Origin of the sequence: Amycolatopsis sp. YIM 10 (assembly GCF_009429145.1) — a bacterium.
Lineage (GTDB): Bacteria > Actinomycetota > Actinomycetes > Mycobacteriales > Pseudonocardiaceae > Amycolatopsis.
On the sequence record NZ_CP045480.1, the window covers coordinates 7,131,294 to 7,148,575 of the forward strand.

At 70.1% G+C, this 17,282-nt stretch carries 16 protein-coding genes; 10 read left to right on the forward strand and 6 right to left on the reverse strand.

From position 1 onward, the window contains the following. Positions 1 to 44 precede the first annotated feature (44 nt). The gene (locus YIM_RS33545; protein WP_153034129.1) at positions 45 to 1,313 is read left to right on the forward strand and encodes an FAD-dependent monooxygenase; all 1,269 of its coding nucleotides are present in this window, start codon (positions 45 to 47) and stop codon (positions 1,311 to 1,313) included. Continuing rightward, positions 1,297 to 1,989, forward strand: coding sequence for a TetR/AcrR family transcriptional regulator (locus tag YIM_RS33550; protein WP_153034130.1), 693 nt, complete (start codon positions 1,297 to 1,299; stop codon positions 1,987 to 1,989). Before YIM_RS33545 ends, YIM_RS33550 begins: the two co-directional genes overlap by 17 nt. Before the next feature lie 3 nt (positions 1,990 to 1,992). Here YIM_RS33550 and YIM_RS33555 read toward each other — a convergent pair whose 3' ends face one another. Further along, positions 1,993 to 2,691 (reverse strand): helix-turn-helix domain-containing protein, encoded by a 699-nt coding sequence (locus YIM_RS33555; RefSeq protein WP_153034131.1) that lies wholly within the window; start codon positions 2,689 to 2,691, stop codon positions 1,993 to 1,995. Between the two features lie 216 nt (positions 2,692 to 2,907). Here YIM_RS33555 and YIM_RS33560 point away from each other — a divergent pair, with 216 nt between their 5' ends. From YIM_RS33560 to YIM_RS33575, 4 genes are all read left to right on the forward strand, one after another. Beyond that, the gene (locus YIM_RS33560) at positions 2,908 to 4,086 is read left to right on the forward strand and encodes a serine hydrolase (protein ID WP_228004173.1); all 1,179 of its coding nucleotides are present in this window, start codon (positions 2,908 to 2,910) and stop codon (positions 4,084 to 4,086) included. A gap of 65 nt (positions 4,087 to 4,151) precedes the next feature. Beyond that, positions 4,152 to 5,108, forward strand: coding sequence for an ABC transporter ATP-binding protein (locus tag YIM_RS33565; protein WP_153034133.1), 957 nt, complete (start codon positions 4,152 to 4,154; stop codon positions 5,106 to 5,108). 5 nt (positions 5,109 to 5,113) lie between these two features. Continuing rightward, positions 5,114 to 5,869 (forward strand): ABC transporter permease, encoded by a 756-nt coding sequence (locus YIM_RS33570; RefSeq protein WP_153034134.1) that lies wholly within the window; start codon positions 5,114 to 5,116, stop codon positions 5,867 to 5,869. A 3-nt stretch (positions 5,870 to 5,872) separates the two neighbouring features. Continuing rightward, positions 5,873 to 6,667: an ABC transporter permease gene (locus YIM_RS33575; protein ID WP_153034135.1), complete on the forward strand. Its 795-nt coding sequence runs from the start codon at positions 5,873 to 5,875 to the stop codon at positions 6,665 to 6,667. Positions 6,668 to 6,672: 5 nt separating this feature from the next. Here the strand turns inward: YIM_RS33575 and YIM_RS33580 are convergent, their stop codons facing one another. Further along, positions 6,673 to 7,671, reverse strand: a complete 999-nt coding sequence (locus tag YIM_RS33580) for a glycoside hydrolase family 43 protein (protein WP_228004174.1) — start codon at positions 7,669 to 7,671, stop codon at positions 6,673 to 6,675. 157 nt (positions 7,672 to 7,828) lie between these two features. Next, a complete protein-coding gene (locus tag YIM_RS33585; protein WP_153034137.1) occupies positions 7,829 to 8,413 on the reverse strand; it encodes a TetR/AcrR family transcriptional regulator in 585 nt (194 codons plus the stop codon). Positions 8,414 to 8,490: 77 nt separating this feature from the next. On the opposite strand from YIM_RS33585, the gene YIM_RS33590 reads away from it, so the two are divergent. Next, positions 8,491 to 8,874, forward strand: coding sequence for a nuclear transport factor 2 family protein (locus YIM_RS33590; RefSeq protein ID WP_228004175.1), 384 nt, complete (start codon positions 8,491 to 8,493; stop codon positions 8,872 to 8,874). Next, entirely contained in the window at positions 8,871 to 9,086 is a 216-nt protein-coding gene (locus YIM_RS33595) for a heavy-metal-associated domain-containing protein (protein WP_153034139.1), read from the forward strand. The genes YIM_RS33590 and YIM_RS33595 overlap by 4 nt, the downstream gene beginning before the upstream one ends. On the opposite strand, the gene YIM_RS33600 is transcribed toward YIM_RS33595, so the two are convergent. Together YIM_RS33600 and YIM_RS33605 are read right to left on the reverse strand one after the other, a co-directional pair. Continuing rightward, positions 9,067 to 10,632 (reverse strand): phospholipid carrier-dependent glycosyltransferase, encoded by a 1,566-nt coding sequence (locus YIM_RS33600; RefSeq protein ID WP_228004176.1) that lies wholly within the window; start codon positions 10,630 to 10,632, stop codon positions 9,067 to 9,069. The genes YIM_RS33595 and YIM_RS33600 overlap by 20 nt on opposite strands. Positions 10,633 to 10,677: 45 nt before the next feature. Next, positions 10,678 to 11,883, reverse strand: coding sequence for a GNAT family N-acetyltransferase (locus YIM_RS33605; protein ID WP_153034140.1), 1,206 nt, complete (start codon positions 11,881 to 11,883; stop codon positions 10,678 to 10,680). 92 nt (positions 11,884 to 11,975) lie between these two features. Between YIM_RS33605 and YIM_RS33610 the strand changes: the two genes are divergently transcribed. Next, entirely contained in the window at positions 11,976 to 12,788 is an 813-nt protein-coding gene (locus YIM_RS33610; RefSeq protein ID WP_153034141.1) for an immunity 49 family protein, read from the forward strand. Here the strand turns inward: YIM_RS33610 and YIM_RS33615 are convergent. Then, positions 12,779 to 14,101 carry a VCBS repeat-containing protein gene (locus YIM_RS33615; protein ID WP_153034142.1) on the reverse strand — a complete coding sequence of 441 codons (1,323 nt, stop codon included), beginning with the start codon at positions 14,099 to 14,101 and terminating at the stop codon, positions 12,779 to 12,781. The two genes, YIM_RS33610 and YIM_RS33615, sit on opposite strands and share 10 nt — an antisense overlap. Before the next feature lie 148 nt (positions 14,102 to 14,249). On the opposite strand from YIM_RS33615, the gene YIM_RS33620 reads away from it, so the two are divergent. After that, complete coding sequence (locus tag YIM_RS33620; protein ID WP_228004177.1) at positions 14,250 to 17,228, forward strand: BTAD domain-containing putative transcriptional regulator; 2,979 nt, start codon at positions 14,250 to 14,252, stop codon at positions 17,226 to 17,228. The last annotated feature ends 54 nt before the right edge of the window (positions 17,229 to 17,282 follow it).

The window sequence follows — 17,282 nt, forward strand, 5'->3', positions numbered from 1 at the left end:
TCACGAATTGACCAAATGAACAATCTGGTCAGTATGGTCAAGGAATGACCGAGAACAGGACAGGCCGGGTACTCGTGGTCGGCATGGGCGTCGCCGGACTCGCCACCGCCGGGCGGCTGCACGCGGCGGGCTGGACGCCGGTGCTCATCGAAAAGGCACCGGCACGGCGCTCCGGTGGTTACTTCGTCGCGCTGTTCGGCGCGGGTCAGGCCGCCGCCCGGCGGCTCGGGCTGATGGAGCACCTGCACAACCGGGCGACCACCAAGCCGAACCTGGACCTCGGCCGGAACAACCGCTCCCGGCCGGGCATGGCGATCACCGAACTGCCCGGCGAGCCGTGGATGATGCTGCGCGGCGACGTGGAACAGGCCGCGTTCGCCGCGCTGCCCGACGGGCTGGACATCCGGTACTCGACCGTGCCGACCGCGATCGAGCAGGACGACGACGGGGTGGACGTGACCCTGCACGACACGGCGGCGGGCACGTCGGTGACCGAGCGGTTCGACCTGGTCGTCGGCGCGGACGGGCTGCGCTCGACGGTCCGTGAACTGGTGTTCGGCCCGCACGACGAGCACCTGCGGCGGCTGAACTACCTGGTCGCGGCCTTCCAGTACACCGGAACCCCGCCGGGCCTCGCCCCCGGTCAGGGCGCCACGCTGATGGAGCCGGACCGGTCGATGTGGGTCTTCGCCTTCGCCGATCACGACCCGACGATCATGCTGACCTACCGCACCGAGGACGTCGACGCCGAATTCACCGAGCCCCCGGCACAACGCCTCCGGGCCGCGTTCGGCCCCAAGCCGCTGGGCCGGACGCTCGGCGCCGTCATCGACGCGCTCGACGCCGCCCCGGAGGTCCTGTTCGACTCGGTGGAGCAGGTGCGTCTGGACTCCTGGCACCGCGGACGCGTGGTGCTCGTGGGCGATTCCGCCTGGTGCGTCACGCTCTACGCCGGCATGGGCGTGTCCTCGGGTCTCGCCGGCGCCGAACTTCTCGGGACCATGCTCGAACGCCATCCCGATGACGTCACCGGCGCCCTGCGCGCCTGGGAGCGGGCGCTGCGGCCGTACGTGGACCACTACCAGGACGGCGCTTTCGACGATCGCAGGATCTTCGTGATGGACAACCAGCTCCAGCTCCTGCTCCGGCGCACCATGCCGCTGCTCGGCCGGTCGAAGCTCGGCACGCGGCTGGTCCACCGGATGATGCGCTTGGAGGAGCTGGAGGTGTACAAGAATGCCGACATCGTCGGCGCGGCACTGGACGGCCGCCCGCTACCAGGGAAGAGGACCGCCGGTGCCCGATCTGCCTGAACACAGCTCGCCCAAGGCGGCGCGCATCCTCGCCGCCGCGGGCGAACTCCTGCTCAGCCGCGGCAGCAAGGGCGTCACCATCGCCGCGGTGGCGGCCAGGGCCCACATCGGCAAGGGCACCGTCTACCTGTACTGGAAGTCCAAAGAGGACTTGTTGCTCGGCCTGCTCTGCCGTGACTTTCTCGCGCTGGCCGACGACATCATCACCGCGGTCACCGCCGACACCGATCTCGCGCGGCCGTCCCGGTTGTGCCCCGACATGCTGCGCGCCTCCGCCGCACACCCCTTCGTCACCGCGCTGCAGCGCAACGACGACGAACTGCTCGGTGTGCTCACCGACGACCCGCGGGCGGCGACCCTGCTGGAGAACCTCGGCCCGAACGCGGTGATGCACAGCGTGCTGCCGATCTGGCGCCGCAACGGCCTCGCCAGGACGGACTGGCCGCCGGCCGACCAGGCCCTCGCCCTGCAGGCCCTGATCAACGGCTTCCGGACGGCCACCGCCGACCCGCCGGTCGTCGAGCGGGTGTTCGCCGCCGCCGTCACCGCCCTGCTCGGCCCCGAAGACGCCACTTCCGATCAGGTGCGCGCCGCGGCCGCCGAAGGCATCCGCACCCTCACCGACGCGCGCGCCATCGCCCAGGACATCATCGACCGGCCGTCGCTCGCGCCCTGAACCTCACGTCTCGCTGTGCAGGAGGTCGCGCGCCTCATCCGCGGCACGGGCGATGCTCCGGGAAACCGAGTCGAGGAACCGGGCGATGTTCTCCAGCCGGGTGGCGGCCGGGGTGTCGGGACCCAGCACCCCGACACCCTGCCTGGCGATCTCGACTAGGTGCGCGGTGGTGCGGGCGCTGGCCATCATCGACTGGTAGAACACGTCGTTGTCGACGACGTAGCGCTCGCGCCGCCGTTCGTCGCGTTCCCGCCGCACGTGGCTCAGGCTCTCCAGGATCGCGATCGCCTTGGAGATCGACGCCGGGCTGGTTTCCAGTCGCCGCGCGAGCTCCGCGGCGGTGAGGCTGCCGGTGTCGGTGACGGTGAGGCAAGCCAGCACCCTGGCGGTCATCTTCGGCAGGCCCGACTGCACGAACACGGTGGCGAACATTTCCTCGTACTCACGCACTGCTTCGGCGTCGCGCCCGTGTGCCTGCGGCTCCGGTGGCGCGACCTTCCGGCGTCGGCGGGCGCGGTGCTGGGTGGCGTGGTGGGCCAGCTCGGCGCGGTAGGCGGTGGGGCCGCCGTTGCGCATCACCTCGCGCGTGACGGTCGAGGTCGGCCGGTCGAGACCGCGGGCGATCTCCGCGTACGGCAGGCCTTCGGCCAGTCCCAGCGCGATCCGCCGTCGCTCCTGCTGGGTGAGTCTGCCTCCCGGCACCACGGCCTCCCTTCGCTCCAGCTGCCGCGAGCCTAGCGTTCACCGTTCATCCATTGCAACGATCAGCTTGCCCGCGTTGCATTGAAATCTGCACCATTGCAACACTTGCGTGGCTATGAACTGCGGAAACAGCAACGCAACGCAATGATCTTCTTGAGCAATCCCGAAAGGCTACGTAGCGTTTCCCTCGTTCGAAACAACAAGGGAGAGATCACCATGGGGCACCTGCGGGACGTGCTGGCGCGGCACGTCGAAGCCAAGAAGATTCCCGGACTCGTCGCCCTGGTCAGCCACCGAGGCGAGACCCGCGTCGAAGCGATGGGCACGATGCGGCACGACGGTGGCGCGCCGATGCGCCGGGACACGATCTTCCGGATGGCGTCCACCTCCAAGCCGGTCACCATGGCGGCGGCCATGGTGCTGCTCGACGAGTGCCGCCTGCGCCTGGACGACCCGGTCGACCCGTGGCTGCCCGAACTCGCCGGCCGGCAGGTGCTCAGCGAGCCCGGCGGCCCGCTGGACGACACCGTGCCCGCCCGACGGCCGATCACCGTGCGGGACCTGATGACCTCGACCTTCGGCCTTGGCATGGACTTCGAACTGCTCGGCTCCCCGATCCAGGCGGCCACCTTCGAGCGGACCGATTACAGCGTGCACTCCGGCCCGGCGCCCGAGCCGGACGAGTGGATGCGCCGCCTCGGTGAACTGCCGCTGTCCCACCAGCCCGGCGAGCGGTGGCAGTACGACCTCAGCAACGAGGTGCTCGGTGTGCTCGTCGCCAGGGTCGCGGGCAAGCCGCTGGAGGCGTTCCTGCGCGAGCGGATCCTGGACCCGCTTGGCATGAAGGACACCGGTTTCCACGTGCCCGCCGACAAGATCGACCGGCTGCCGACCCTCTACGGACCCGATCCGGAGACCGGCGAGTTCCTGGTGTGGGACGAAGCCGATGGCGGACGGTCCAGCCGGCCGCCCGCGTTCCAGGGCGCCGGTGGCGGACTGGTCTCCACCGTCGACGACTACCACGCCTACTTCCGGATGCTGCTGAACCACGGAACGCACAACGGCGAACGGATCCTGTCCCGCGCCGCCGTCGAACTGATGACCACCAACCGCCTCCGGCCGGTGCAGCAGGAAGCCAGGGACGCCATGTACCGGGCCATCGGCCAGGAGTCGCACGGTGGCTGGGGCTTCGGGATGGCGGTGCGCACCCGCCGCACCGACCACGCGCCGGTCGGCCAGTTCGGCTGGGACGGCGGCACCGGCACCACGGTCTACGCCGATCCGGCCAACCAGCTCACCGGGATCCTGCTCACCCAGGTCGGGATGTCCAACTCCGATTCGCTGCACGCCATCCGCGACTTCTGGACCACGGTGTACCGAACGCTCGAAGACTGACCGGAAATTCGCTGACGACGCCGTGCCGCGGCCGCTAGCCTCTCTTCGATCCAAGGGGGACGCCGATGGAGAACACCGCGGTGCGCGTCGAGCGGCTGTGCCGGAACTTCCGTACCGGCCGGGGGAAGCGCGCGAAGGAGAACGTGGCACTGGACGGGTTGTCCCTGTCCGTGGCCACCGGCGAGGTGCACGGTCTGCTCGGGCCCAACGGCGCGGGCAAGACCACGCTGTGCAAGATCGTGTCGACCGTGCTGCTGCCCGATTCCGGCTCGGTCACCGTGCTCGGTCACGACGTGGTGCGCGAAGCCGCCGCGGTGCGGCCCCGCCTCGGCATCGTCTTCGGCGGGGAACGCGGTCTCTACGGACGCCTGACCGCACGCCAGAACCTGCGTTACTGGGCCGCGCTGTACCAGTTGCCCGACGATCGCGCCGCGCGCCGGGCCGGGGAGCTGCTCGACCGGCTCGGCCTCGGCGGCAAGGCCGACGAACTGGTCGAGACCTTCTCGCGCGGGATGAAGCAGCGGCTGCACCTGGCGCGCGGGCTGATCGGCGACCCGGAGCTGATCCTGTTCGACGAACCCACCATCGGCATGGATCCGGTCGCCGCCCGCGAGTTCCGCGAGCTGGTCGGTGAACTGCGGGCCGACGGGCTGACGATCCTGCTCACCACGCACGACATGGCCGAGGCGGAAGCGGTCTGCCAGCGGGTGACGCTGATCGACCAGGGCCGTGTGGTGGCCACCGAAACCCCGCGCGGGCTGGCCGCCATGTCGGCCAGGCGCCGCCGGGTCGAGGCCGAGGACGTGCCGGGCGAGTCCGCCGCCAAGGTCAGGGCGCTGACCGGGGTGCTGGAGGCCGTCGACCGCGACGGACTGCTGTGCGTGCGGACCGACGGCGACGCCTCGGCGCGGGCCGTGCTCGCGGTGCTCCTCGACGACGGGGTCCGCAGCGTGCGCGCGGTGCCGCCGACGCTCGAAGACGTCTACCTCGACCTGATCGGCCGGCGCGGCATGGAGGTGTGACGCCGGTGCGCGCATACGTCACCGGGCTGCGGATGCAACTGTGGCTGATCCGCCGCCAGCCGGACGACCTGCTCAGCCTGTGCACCATTCCGTTCACCGCGGTGGTGCTGCTTTCGGTGGTGGTGCACGCCGCCCGCCCGGACCTGGTCACCAACGCGCTGCTGGCGCCCGCGCTGATCGGGCTGTGGTCGTTCGCCATCGCGGTGGCCGGTGACCTGATCCAGGTGGAGCACTGGCTCGGCACGCTGGAGCTGACCCAGGCCGGGCCGACCGCGCCGCACCCGGTGCTGCTCGGCCGGATCTCCGCGGTGATGCTGCTCGGGGTGCTGCCGCTGGGTGAGACCTGGCTGCTCGGCTGGCTGCTGTTCGACCGCGCGCCGCGAGTGCACCACCCCGGTGTGTTCGCCGCGACGATGGTGCTGTCGTTGTTCGCGATGGCCGGCACCGCGCTGGTGTTCTGCGCGGGCATGTTGCTCAGCCGCAACGGCGGGGTGTACCAGAACTTCCTGAGTTTTCCGATCTACCTGCTCTCCGGGGTGATGGTGCCGGTGTCCTACCTGCCCGACTTCCTGGAACCGTTGTCCTGGCTGGTTTTCCTGTCGTGGTCGGCCGACCTGATGCGGGACGCGCTCGGCTCCGCGCCGGTCGAGCACCTCGGGCCGCGGCTGTTCGCGGTGGGCGGGCTGGGCGTGGCCGGACTGCTGGCGGGTTGGTTCCTGCTCAGCTTTGTGCTCCGCCTGCGCCGCGAACGGGGGCGGTGAACCGTGCGCGCGCAACTGCGAGTGCTCAAGCACGCGGCGTTGGCCTCATACGCCGATTTCACCGCCTTCTACACCTGGCGGACGTGGACGTTCACCTGGCTGGCGCGGCTGCTCATCCAGGTCTGCTTCTACGCGCTGATCGGGCGGCTGCTCGGTTCGGCGGAACAGGTCGAATACCTGCTCGTCGGCAACGCCGTGGCGGTGGTGAGCATCGACGCCACCGTGGTGATCCTGCTGGCCATCGGCGAACGCCGGGCGGGCACGCTGGCGCTGATGGTGGCCGCGCCGTCCACCCACGTGACTGTCTACTTGGGACGCGGGCTGCACCACCTCGTCGCCGGGATCGCCGCGGCGACCATCGCTTTTTTCGTGCTGCCACCGCTTTTCGACGTGTCGCTGGCGCAGCCGCGCGCTCTGCTCGTGCCGCTGATGATCGTGGTGGTCGGCCTGGCGTGCTACTGCTACGGCACGTTCGTCGCGTCGCTGGTGCTCGGTTTTCCCGGTGTGCGGTGGGTGGCGCTCAACGTCAGCTACCTGACCCTGATGACCTTCTGCGGGGTGAGCGTGCCCGTCTCGTTCTGGCCGGGCTGGCTGGAAGCGATCTGCTCGGTGCTGCCGATGACGCACGGCCTCGCCGCCATCCGCGCCGCCCTCGACGGCGCCGCCCCCGGCACCGTGCTGACCCAGCTGGGGCTGGAACTCGCGGTCGCACTGGGCTGGCTGGTGCTGGCGGCGCTGTCTTTCGAGCGCATGGTCCGGCGAGGCCGCGCGAACGGCAGCATCGAGTTCGGGGCTTAGCGGAACTACTCGAAGAACTTCAGGCTCCAGCCGTGGTCGGTGGTCGGGCCGGGAACGTTGGCGCGGGTGTAGTTGATGCCGCCCCACCAGGTGAAGCTGCCCGAGTACCAGTGCCGGTTGGCCCATTCGTAGGGCGTGCCCTTGGCGACCGCGTGGAACATCAGCGGGAATCGCGGGCCGGACGGCGGGCTGGTGCCGATGTCGCCGTTGAGCAGTACGAAGCTGTGGTGGCCCGGCCCGTCGACGTGGAGCGTCGGGTCCCAGCCCGCCATCATGGTCGCGCGGTGCGAGCCGAAGAGGCAGCCGTTGGACTTGTACCAGTCCCAGACGTAGGTCGGGTTCCCACCGGCGCGCAGCCGCAGATCGGCCAGGCAGTACTGGCTGCTCCAGCTGCCGTTGGCGGAGTAGACGATGTGCAGCCGGCCGTCCGGGTCCTTGATCGCCTCCGGGGATTCGTTGATGAACGGATTGCCGACCACCCGCTCCCAGCTCTCGCGCGGCTGCGAAATGACGTACCGCGCCCCGACCGGCGTCACCGGGTCGCTCATCCGCGCGATGTAGAGGTTCTGCTCGACGTTGGTGTCCCCGGCCCAGCCGGACCAGACGAACCACCGCTGCCCGCCGAAGGTGAACAGGGTGCCGTCGATGGCCCACTTGCCGTCCGGCAGCGCGAGCAGCCGTTCCACGCCGTAGCCGCTGTCCGGCGCCGCCGAGCTGATCACGTACATGCGGTGCGCGCTCCCGCGCCCGGCGGTGAAGTAGATGTAGTAGCGCCCAGAGTCGGCGACCAGTTCCGGGGCCCACACCTCCCCCCGGCCGCCCGCGTCCGACCACACCTGACGCGCGGGTGCCCCGCCGAGGCCGTCGACGGAACCGGCCGCGCGCACGGCGATGCCACCGCCGGTCGACTGCACGCCGTAGTAGGTCCCGCCCACGCGGATCACACTGGGATCGGCGGCCCGGAGGCCGATGTTCCCGGCACTCGCGTGGCCGGGAACGCTCATCAACATCGTCAGTAGGAGCAACCCGGACAGAAAGCGGAAAGCGCGCACGTTGAGCCTCCACATCGTTGCGGGGCGGGGCAGGCAGAACGCCCGCACCGAGAATCAGCTGTCCCCGCACCGGATGTACAGACCAATCGGCCGCGTTCGCCGCAACGGCCTAAGCGCGCGATGCCCCCAAGACGCGGAACAGGCTGAGGTTGAGCGCTTTTGCCGCCTCGTCGCCGGACATCCGGCCGGCGTCGGCTTCTTCGGCCGCGGTGTGGCCGAGCTTGATGGTGACGGCCACCAGCCAGTCGAGCGGAAGCTCGTCGCCGAACTCGCCGGATTCCTGGCCACGCCGGATGATCCGCTCAAGCCGCTCGGCCACCGGTGCGTGCCGCCGGCTGTCGGCGTGCGGGTCCACGGGCAGCGAACCGAGTTCGCGGAGCAGGACGGGATAACGCCCCGACGTCCGCCGGGCGGCGTCGAGCAGTCGTACCAGCGCGTCCGCGGCCGGTCCGGTGTCCAGGTCGGCCGCGTCCATCGCGGCCACGGTCTCCTCGGTGAGGTGGTCGAGCACCGCGGCCAGCAGGTGCTCCCGGGACGGGAAGTGCGCGTAGACCGTCTGGCGGGTAACTCCGGCGGCACCGGCGATGGATCCGACGCTGGCCGTCGGATCGGCGTCGAGCAACTGGACGGCCGCGTCCAGGATCGATGCCCGGCTGCGCTGGGCGTCGGCGCGCCGGTTCGGAGCTGAGGTCATTTCTTACACCTTGTCAAAATTACTGGACGCTGGATATCTTACATCCTGTCAGAGTTAACCGGCGAGTCAGGAGCAGCGTGCACACCACCGACCCGAAGCGGTTCATCGCCGATTTCTTCACCTCCTTCACCGAGGAACTCCAGCACAGCGACGAAGACCCGGCCGTGATCGTCGACCGCTACCACACCCCGGACATCGTCCAGTTCGCCGACGGGCACCGGATGGACCGCGACAAGCTCATCGCGCACACGCGGCCGGTGCGCAAGAACCAGCCCAGCGCCCGCATGGAGGTGCACGAAGCGCTGGCAGCCGAGGACCGGATCGCCGCGCGGTACACGTTGCACGTGCGGAACCGCAAGAGAGACCTCGTCATGGAAGTCTGCTTCTTCGGCCGATTCACCCCCGATGGCCGGATGCGCGAGGCGCACATGCTCACACGCGCCGTCGGGGCACCGGCATGATCGAGCACACCTACGCCGTCGTGGGAATGGCCTGCGGGCACTGCGCGGGATTCGTCACCGAAGAGGTCGAACGCGTCGCCGGGGTCACCGCCGTCGCGGTCGACGTCGACGCCGGAACGGTCACCGTGACCAGCGAGAAGCCCCTCGACGACGCAGCCGTCCACGCGGCGATCGAGGAAGCGGGCTACGCCCTCAACGGCGGAAGATCGTGATGGAGTGGCCGACCTCGTCGATCGGGGTGCTGCCCGCGATCAGGGCGGTCAGGCGGGCGTCGGCCTTGGCGATGGAGGAGTTCGAGACGGCCAGCAGCCCGCGCACCTGATCCGCGGGCACGCCGAGCGGGTCGGCCGCGGTGATGCCGTAGTGGGACGGCACCCCGCTGCCCTTGTAGACCAGCCAGATCCGCTCGCCCGGGTAGCGCTCCAGCCGCTCGGCCAGCCGGCCCAGATCCTGTCCCCAGTCGACGTTCGAATCGTGCAGGCGCAGGTGGGTCTTCGACGGCCCGCCGAACGCCTCGTTCGAGTAGGGCAGGTAGTACGGGAACGTCCACAGTGAACTGACCGCGGTGAACACGACCAGGACCAGCACCGGCAGCTGAGCCCGGCGCAGGGCGACGAGGCCCGCCGCCGCGACCGCCAGGAACATCGGGGCGAAGATCGCGTACCGGACGCCGAGATCGCGGTCGCCGGTCATGGCCGCGGCCAGCAGCACGGCGGTGGGCAGCAGGACGCAGGGAGCCGCCGGGCGCAGCCGGGGAACCACCAGCAGCGCGACGGCACCGGCCAGCCAGAGCGCCAGCGCGCCCAGCGGTGTCTTCACCAGCAGCGCGGCGGGCAGGTAGTACCACCGCGAACCCTGGTAGTGAGTGCCGAACAGGAAACCGCCCCAGACCTGGTCCTCGAAGCCGAACTGGACGCGCATCCCGTCCCGGTACGGCTCGGGCAACGGCAGCCAGTCGACCAGCGCGGCGGGCAGTCCCGGTGGCGTTTCCCAGCGCAGCAACGGATCCACGGCGAGATAGGCGGCCCACACCACGGCGACGGCGACCAGCGCCACCCCCGCCGCGTCCCGTATCCGGCGGGTGGACAGCACCACCAGGAGCAGCAGCACCGGAACCGCGGCCAGCGTGCTCATCTTCGTGGCGAGCGCGGCACCGAGGGCGAGTCCGGCGAGCGGCAGGTAGCGGGCGGGGCTGTGGCGGGCCCGCCACAGCAACCAGGCCGAGGTCAGCACAAATCCGGCCGCGGGCACGTCCAGCGTGGCCAGCGACCCGTGCGCGATGACGTCGGGCGAAAACGAGTACAGGGCGAGCGCCACCAACCCGCCGGAGGGCCGGGTCAGCTCGGTGGCGAACGCGAAGACGACCAGGCCGAACAGCAGCGTGAGCACGATGACCGGCAGCCGGGCCGGCAGCATCAGCTGTCCCGGATCGTTGCCCGACTCGTAGAGCACGTGGCGGCCGAGCTGCGTCTGGTCGCCGTCGAAAGCGGGGTCGAGGCGCACGTCCGCGAAGGCCAGTCCGGTCGCGATGATCAGCTTGCCCAGCGGTGGGTGCTCCGGGTTGTAGCGCAGACTGTGCTGCTCCAGGTAGACCACGGCCGTACCGGCGTAGACCGGCTCATCGATGGTGGGCGTCTGCTCCACGGCCGTGGTGATCATCGCGACCGCCATCTGGGCGAGCAGCGCGACCACCACGAGCGCGAAGCACCACCGCCGGTGGCGCCGCAGCCAGTCGAGCAAACCGGTGACCTTCCGCACGAGGACGAGTCCGCGATTGGATCACGGATCGCCCGCCCGTTCGGTTCAGAACCAGTGCAAGCAGTGCGGTGAACGCTCGGCGCGGAAGAGGGCGTCGGCGAGGATGACCGCCCCGGACCGGTGCGCGCGGATGTGCCCGGCGCGCACCAGCGTGCTCGGGGCGGTGCCGCCGAGGTAGATCGAGCCCAGGTCGCGCACGTCCAGGGACAGGTCGGGTGCCCGGTCCGACGGGACGCACCCGGCCTCGCCGTCCCGGACGGTCAGCAGGTAGCGCCCGCGCTCGCCGAGGAACGGATCGTCGACGTCGAGAACCAGGTCGCCGTCGGTGAGCCAGCCGCGTGTGGTCAGCGCCCGCGGCACGTCCAGCAGCCGTACCCAGAGCCAGTCGGTGTCCTCGCTCACCTGCCCGGCGCGGAAGTCGGCCAGCTGCCAGCGCAGCGGGTGATCGGGCGCGACGTGCTTGAACACGATCTTCGAGACGAGGTCGTGGCTCAACAGGAACCGGGCCAGTGCGGTGAAAACGGCGTCGTCGGTGGCGATGGTCTCGTCGACGGTCAGCACGTCGGGGTCGCCGACCGCGTAGCTGGCGTACCCGTCCGGAACGCCATCGGTGTCACGGTGGACGGCGACGTACCGCGGCGCCGGAGCGATCGGCGGCTGTCCCGCACGCAAGGCCCACCAGCGGTGTGGCCGGGACAAGGCACCGGGCTGCCCGCGGCGATACCGGTCGTAGACCTCTTCCAGGATCTCGGTGCAGTCCGCGCGGCGCAGCACCTCGATCGTGCCCGGGGTCCCGGCCATTCCGCGTGCCGGAGCGAGAGCGGCCTGCTGGCGTGGCACCGTCAGCCGCCGTGTGCAGGTCGCCGGTCCGTAACCGAACCTGCCGTAGATCAGCGCGTCGGAGGCCAGCAGCACGGAAAGAAACTCGCCGCGGTCCCGCAGTTCGGCGAGCTGGTACCGCATCATCGCGCTGAGCACGCCCTGGCGGCGATGCGAAGGCAGGACACCGACGGCACTCACCCCGGCGGCCGGGGCCAGGACTTCGCCGGGCAGGGTGAGTTCGAAGGAGTACGCACCGGCGGTGCCGACGGGCCGCCCGTCCGCCGTGGCGAGCAGGCCGCGGTCCAGTTCGAGCGCCGACCACCAGAGCCCGCCTCCGTCCACCGGCGCTTCCGGGAAACGCCCGAACGCGGTGTGGACCGTGTCGATGAAAACGTCGAGGTCCTGGTCGGTGGTGGAACGGATCTCCATGTCCACAGTGCACCGGCGGCCGATGACCAGGTCAAGCGGATTTACCCGGAACGAAGTCACCGCGCCGTCGCCGCTGGGTAAATTCACGCTCCATGACAACCGTGCCGAGGCATCCGGTGGACCCGGTCCTCGCCCAGAAACAGCTCGACGCGCTCGCGCCGCAGATCGGCTTCTACCTCGACTACATCGAGAAGGACGCGGCGGCGCTGAAGAACGTCCTGAGCCGGGCGCTGGAGCTGGCCCAGTACGCATCCGTGCTCGACCCGGCCGCCGCCGAAGCGGATCTGCGGACCGCCGCCCAAGCCGCGACGGCGATCTTCAGCGCCGCCGCGGGTGAGGGCGAGATCGAAGCCGTCGTCGCGAAACCCACGCGGTTCCGGGCGACGGGCCCGGTGTCGTACGCGAACGCGGGCGCGTGGCTTTCCGCGGTCTGGCTCGCGATCGCCAGCCGCGAGGACGAACTCGTCCAGCGGCTCTGCGCGATTCCGGAGGAGACCCTGCGCGCTTCCGGCGCCACGCACGAGGCTTACCTCTACTCGTGGGTCCAGACCGTGCGGAACTTCCTGACGAACCAGGAAATCACGCCCGAGCTGTTCAGCACGGTGATGGATGGGACGGACCCGGACGCCGCCGTCATCACGCCGAAGCGTGCGATGGCGCAGCTCGTCTACCCGCCCGTCGAGATGTTCTACTTCCTGCTCCGCCGCGACGCCGAGAAGTTCAACGCCTCACTTGTCCGCGCGCTGGAGCAGCACCGCAAGTACTGGTCGGGTGCTCTCGCGGACGATCCCGGCGGGTTCATCGCGCTCGCACCGCTCGCGATCGCGATGCTGGCGACGTCCGCCGGGATGTCCGTCGAGGTGGAGTCGGAGTACCTGCTACAAGGCGGGATCGGTCAGAAGTAGGTGCTCCAGCCGTTGCCGATGGCGGTGGCGGTGGCGAACTTGTTGCCGCCTTCGCCGTTCCAGACGTAGAGGGTCCCGGTGCCTTCCTTGACCGAGGCGATGTCGGTGTGCCCGTCCTTGTTGATGTCACCCAGACTCATCAGCGTGCTGTCGTAGTCACCCCACCCGCTGCCGATCACCTGAGCCGCCCCGAACTCGTTGCCGCCCCTGCCATTCCAAATGTGCAGCGTGCTGCCATCCTTGACCGCCGCGAGGTCCGACTTGCCGTCGTTGTTGAAATCACCAGCGATCGGCGCGCCGAACGGTGACCAGCCACCGCCGATGACCTGAGCCGCACCGAAATTGTTGCTACCCTTGCCATTCCAGACGTACAGCGTGCCATCCTTGACCGACGCCAGATCACTGACACCATCACCGTTGAAATCACCCGCGATCGGCGCACTGAACCCACCCCAGCCATTCCCGATCACCTGAGCCGCACCGAACCCGTTACCACCCCTGCCATTCCAAACATGCAAAGCACCGCTCTTCACCGCGGCCAAATCCGACTTACCGTCCTTGTTGAAATCACCCACCGCCGGACGACCGAACTCCGACCAACCACCACCCACTACCTGCGGACTCGCGAAGTTGTTGCTCCCCTTGCCATTCCAAATGGTCAACGAACCATCCCCCGTCGCATAGATATCCCCCACACCATTGCCGTCGAAGTCCGCGCCACCGTCCGAGACCGGAGAACCCTCGACGATCTTGTCGTAGCGGATCCCGCGATAGGTCTCCATTTCCGACCACGGGTTGATGTTGTGGTTGGTCTTCTGGCCGTAGTCGTTCTCGGAATAGACCCAGGCGCCGTCGCGGTGGTCGCCGGGGTTCACCCACTTCTCGAACAGCTCGATGTGGCCGTTCCGGAGCAGGGCGTCCCCGGGCAGCAGGTCGTCCAGGTCCACCCAGCTCTTGTGCGCGTAGGACTCGAAGTCGTCGGTGTTGAGGTCCCACCCGTCGGACTTCTTGGGCAGGTGCCAGGCCATCGCCACCAGGCCGGAGCAGTCCGGGCGGTACTTGCCGCCGGTGCCGTCGGAGATGGCGTCCGCCTGGTCCTGGCTGTACCAGGTGTCACCCCGGTCGTACCAGTACTTCGCCCTGGCGATGATCTCCGCGCGGGTGATCGGGCCGCCGACCGCCGAGGCCGCCTCGGCCTCCCGCGGCCCGGCCGCGGTCTGGAGAGTGAACAATCCCGCGACGAGTGCCGCGACGACCGCGAAGGCGGCGACCAACCGGCGCGCAAGCGGGAGAGGTGAACCGGATCTGTTCATGACGGCCTTTCCTGAGCATGATGTGAACTTGACGAAGCCCAAGGCTCGGTGAGGCCGCTGTAGCCGCGGTTCAGCGGCGGCTACAGCGGCGCTTCCCGCTCGATCCGCTCTGGAGAGGGAACGGATGAGGCTCTGCCTGCTCGGACCGATGGAGGTGACCGGTCCGGGCGGGCCGGTCGGTTTCCCCGGGGTGAAACCACGCGTGGTACTGGCCGCGCTGCTGCTCGAACACGGCCGCACGGTTCCCGCCGAGCGGCTGATCGACGTGGTGTGGGGCGAAGACCCGCCCTCCACCGCGCGGGCGGTGGTGCAGACCTACGTCGCGACGCTGCGGCGGGCGCTCGCCGCCGCGGGCCTGCCGCCGATCATCACCTCCGACCGGCACGGCTACCGCGCCGAAATCCCGGAGAACGCGCTGGACGTCCGGGTGTTCGAGCAGTTCGTGGAGCGCGGGCGGCTCGCCGCGCGCGATGGCGACCACGCCGGAGCGGGAGAGCTACTCCGCGCCGGTCTCGCCCTGTGGCGCGGCCCGGCGCTCGGCGGGATCGGGGAATCGTTCCTGCGCGCCGAAGCCACCCGCCTCGACGAGCTGCGGCTGACCGTCACCGAGGACCGGATCGACGCGGATCTGGCGGTGGGACAGGGATCCCAGCTGCTCGCGGAACTCACCGAGCTGGTCGCCCGGCACCCCACGCGCGAACGGCTGCGCGGCAGCCTGATGATCGCGCTGTACCGGGCGGGCCGCCAGACCGACGCGCTGGAGGTCTACGAACAAGGCAGGCTGGCGCTGCTCGACGAACTCGGTATCGATCCCGGCCCGGAACTGTGCCGGGTGCACGAGTCGATCCTGCGTTGCGACCCGGCCCTGCGGCCCGCGGTCGCCTCCCGCACCCCGCGGCAGCTGCCGTCGCCGCCATCCGACTTCACCGGCCGGGTGGCGGAGCTGTCGGCGTTGCGCGAAGCACTGGTGGCACGGGACGCGATGCCGGTCGGTGTCATCTCCGGCGCGGGCGGTGTCGGCAAGTCGTCGCTGGCACATCGGGTCGCGCACGAGGTCGCGGGCGAGTTCCCCGACGGCCAGTTCCACCTCGAACTGCACGGCTCGACGGCCGGCCCGGCGACCGCCGAGGAAGTGCTGGGCCGCGTGCTGCGCGACTTCGACCCCACCTCGACCGTGCCCGGCACGGTGGAGGAACGAGTCGCCCGCTACCGGACGCTGCTCGCCGGGACCAGGACGCTCGTGGTGCTCGACGATGCGGCCAACGAGGCGCAGGTGCGGCCACTGCTGCCCGGTGGCCCCGACTGCGCGGTGCTGATCACCTCGCGCAACCGGTTGCCCGCGCTGGCCGGTGCGACGTTCGTCGAACTCGGGGTGTTCCCCGCGGACGCCGGGCTCGACCTGTTCACCCGCATCGTCGGGGCCGGCCGGGCCAGCGGTGAACCGGCGGCGGCCGCCGAGATCACCGAGCTGTGCGGGCAGCTGCCGCTGGCCATCCGCGTGGCCGGTGCCCGGCTGGTGTCCCGCCGCCAGTGGTCGCTGTCCCGCCTGGCGAGCAAGCTGGCGCACGAGCAACGGCGGCTCGATGAGCTGGCGGTCGGCGACCAGCAGGTCCGCGCCAGCATCAATCTCAGCTACACACTCCTGCCCGAACGGGCGCGGGCCGCGCTGCGCGGGCTGGGCCTGCTCGGCCTGCCGCACTTCCCGGCGTGGACCGCCGCGTCGGCGCTGGAGATCGATCTCGACGACGCGGAGCAGGTGCTCGAAGACCTGGTCGACGTCTCGCTTCTCGAGGCTGACGGCGTGGACCCGCTCGGACTCCCGAGATACCGGCTGCACGACCTCGTGCGCCTGTTCGCGCTGGAACGGGCGCACGAGGAGGAACGTCCTGAGGAACGCGTCGCCATCGTCGAACGGGTGCTCGGCGGCTGGATCTGGCTGGTCGGGCGGATCAACGAGACGGTGCCGCCGGTGCTGCCGTCGATCCAGGGCGCCGTCCGCCGGGGCCGCGCGGTCGACGAGGAGATCGCCCAGCGCGTCGTGGCCCGGCCCTACGACTGGTTCCGCGCCGAAGAAGAAGCACTGACCACGGCGGTCGAACTGGCGGCGACGCTGGACCTGGACGAGGTCGCCGTCGAACTCGCCACGGCCTTGTCGGGCACCGCTTTCGGTGGCCACCACCGGCTTCTCGACGACCCCTTCGGGTCATGGCACCGCACGCACGACGCGGCGCTCACCGCCGCGCGCCGCAACGACAACGCGCTGGGCGAAGCCACCCTGCTGGCCGGGCTGGGCCAGCTGTACTACGAGCGCGACGACTTCCCGCAGTCACGCGCGCACCTGAGCCAGGCGCTGTCGGTGTTCCGGGCCGCCGGTGACGCCCGTGGTGAGGCCACCACGCTCGCCGCGCTCGGCGCCGCCTGCCGCGAGCAGGGATATCTGCCCGAGGCGTTGCACTTCCTGGACCGGGCCGAGCGGATGTGGGCGGACCAGGACGATCCCGGGGCGATGGGCCACGTCCACCGCCTGGCCGGCACGGTGCGCCTGGAAATGGGCGACTACCCGGGCACACAAGCCGCGTTGAGCCAGGCACGGGCGTCGTTCGCGGCGGCGGGTTCGCGACGTGGCGAAGGGCTGACGCTGCGCAGCCTGTCGCTGTACCACCGCGCTCGCGGCGAATGGGCGCAGGCGGAGGAGTTCGCCCGCGCGGCACTCGCCTCGTTCGACCCCGACGAGGACCGGATGCTGGTGGCCTACTCCGAGCGCGCCTTGGCCAAGGCGTTGCTGCGGCGCGGGGATCCGGTCACCGCGCGGCAGCTGGCGGAGAACGCGCTGGAGGTCTGCCGCACCCTCGGCGACGCCTTCGGCCACGCGTGCACCCTGCGTGTCGTCGGGGAGGTGCACCTCGCCGACGGACGGCTTTACCAGGCCAAGGAATGCCTGGAGGACTCACTGCGGCGGTGGACCGAGCTGCGCACCGAGTTGTTCCGGGCCCGGACCCTGCGCACGCTGGCCGAGGTGCACCACGCGCTCGGTGACGTGGCGACCGCGCAGCGGATGACCGCCGAAGCCGTGGAAACCTTCCGCACCCACGGCGCTCGCGAGTACCTGGAGCTTTCTTCGCTGTAACCGGCGCTACAGCGTTTCTGAAGGACAACCGTGGACGGTGGGCGCGATCACCCA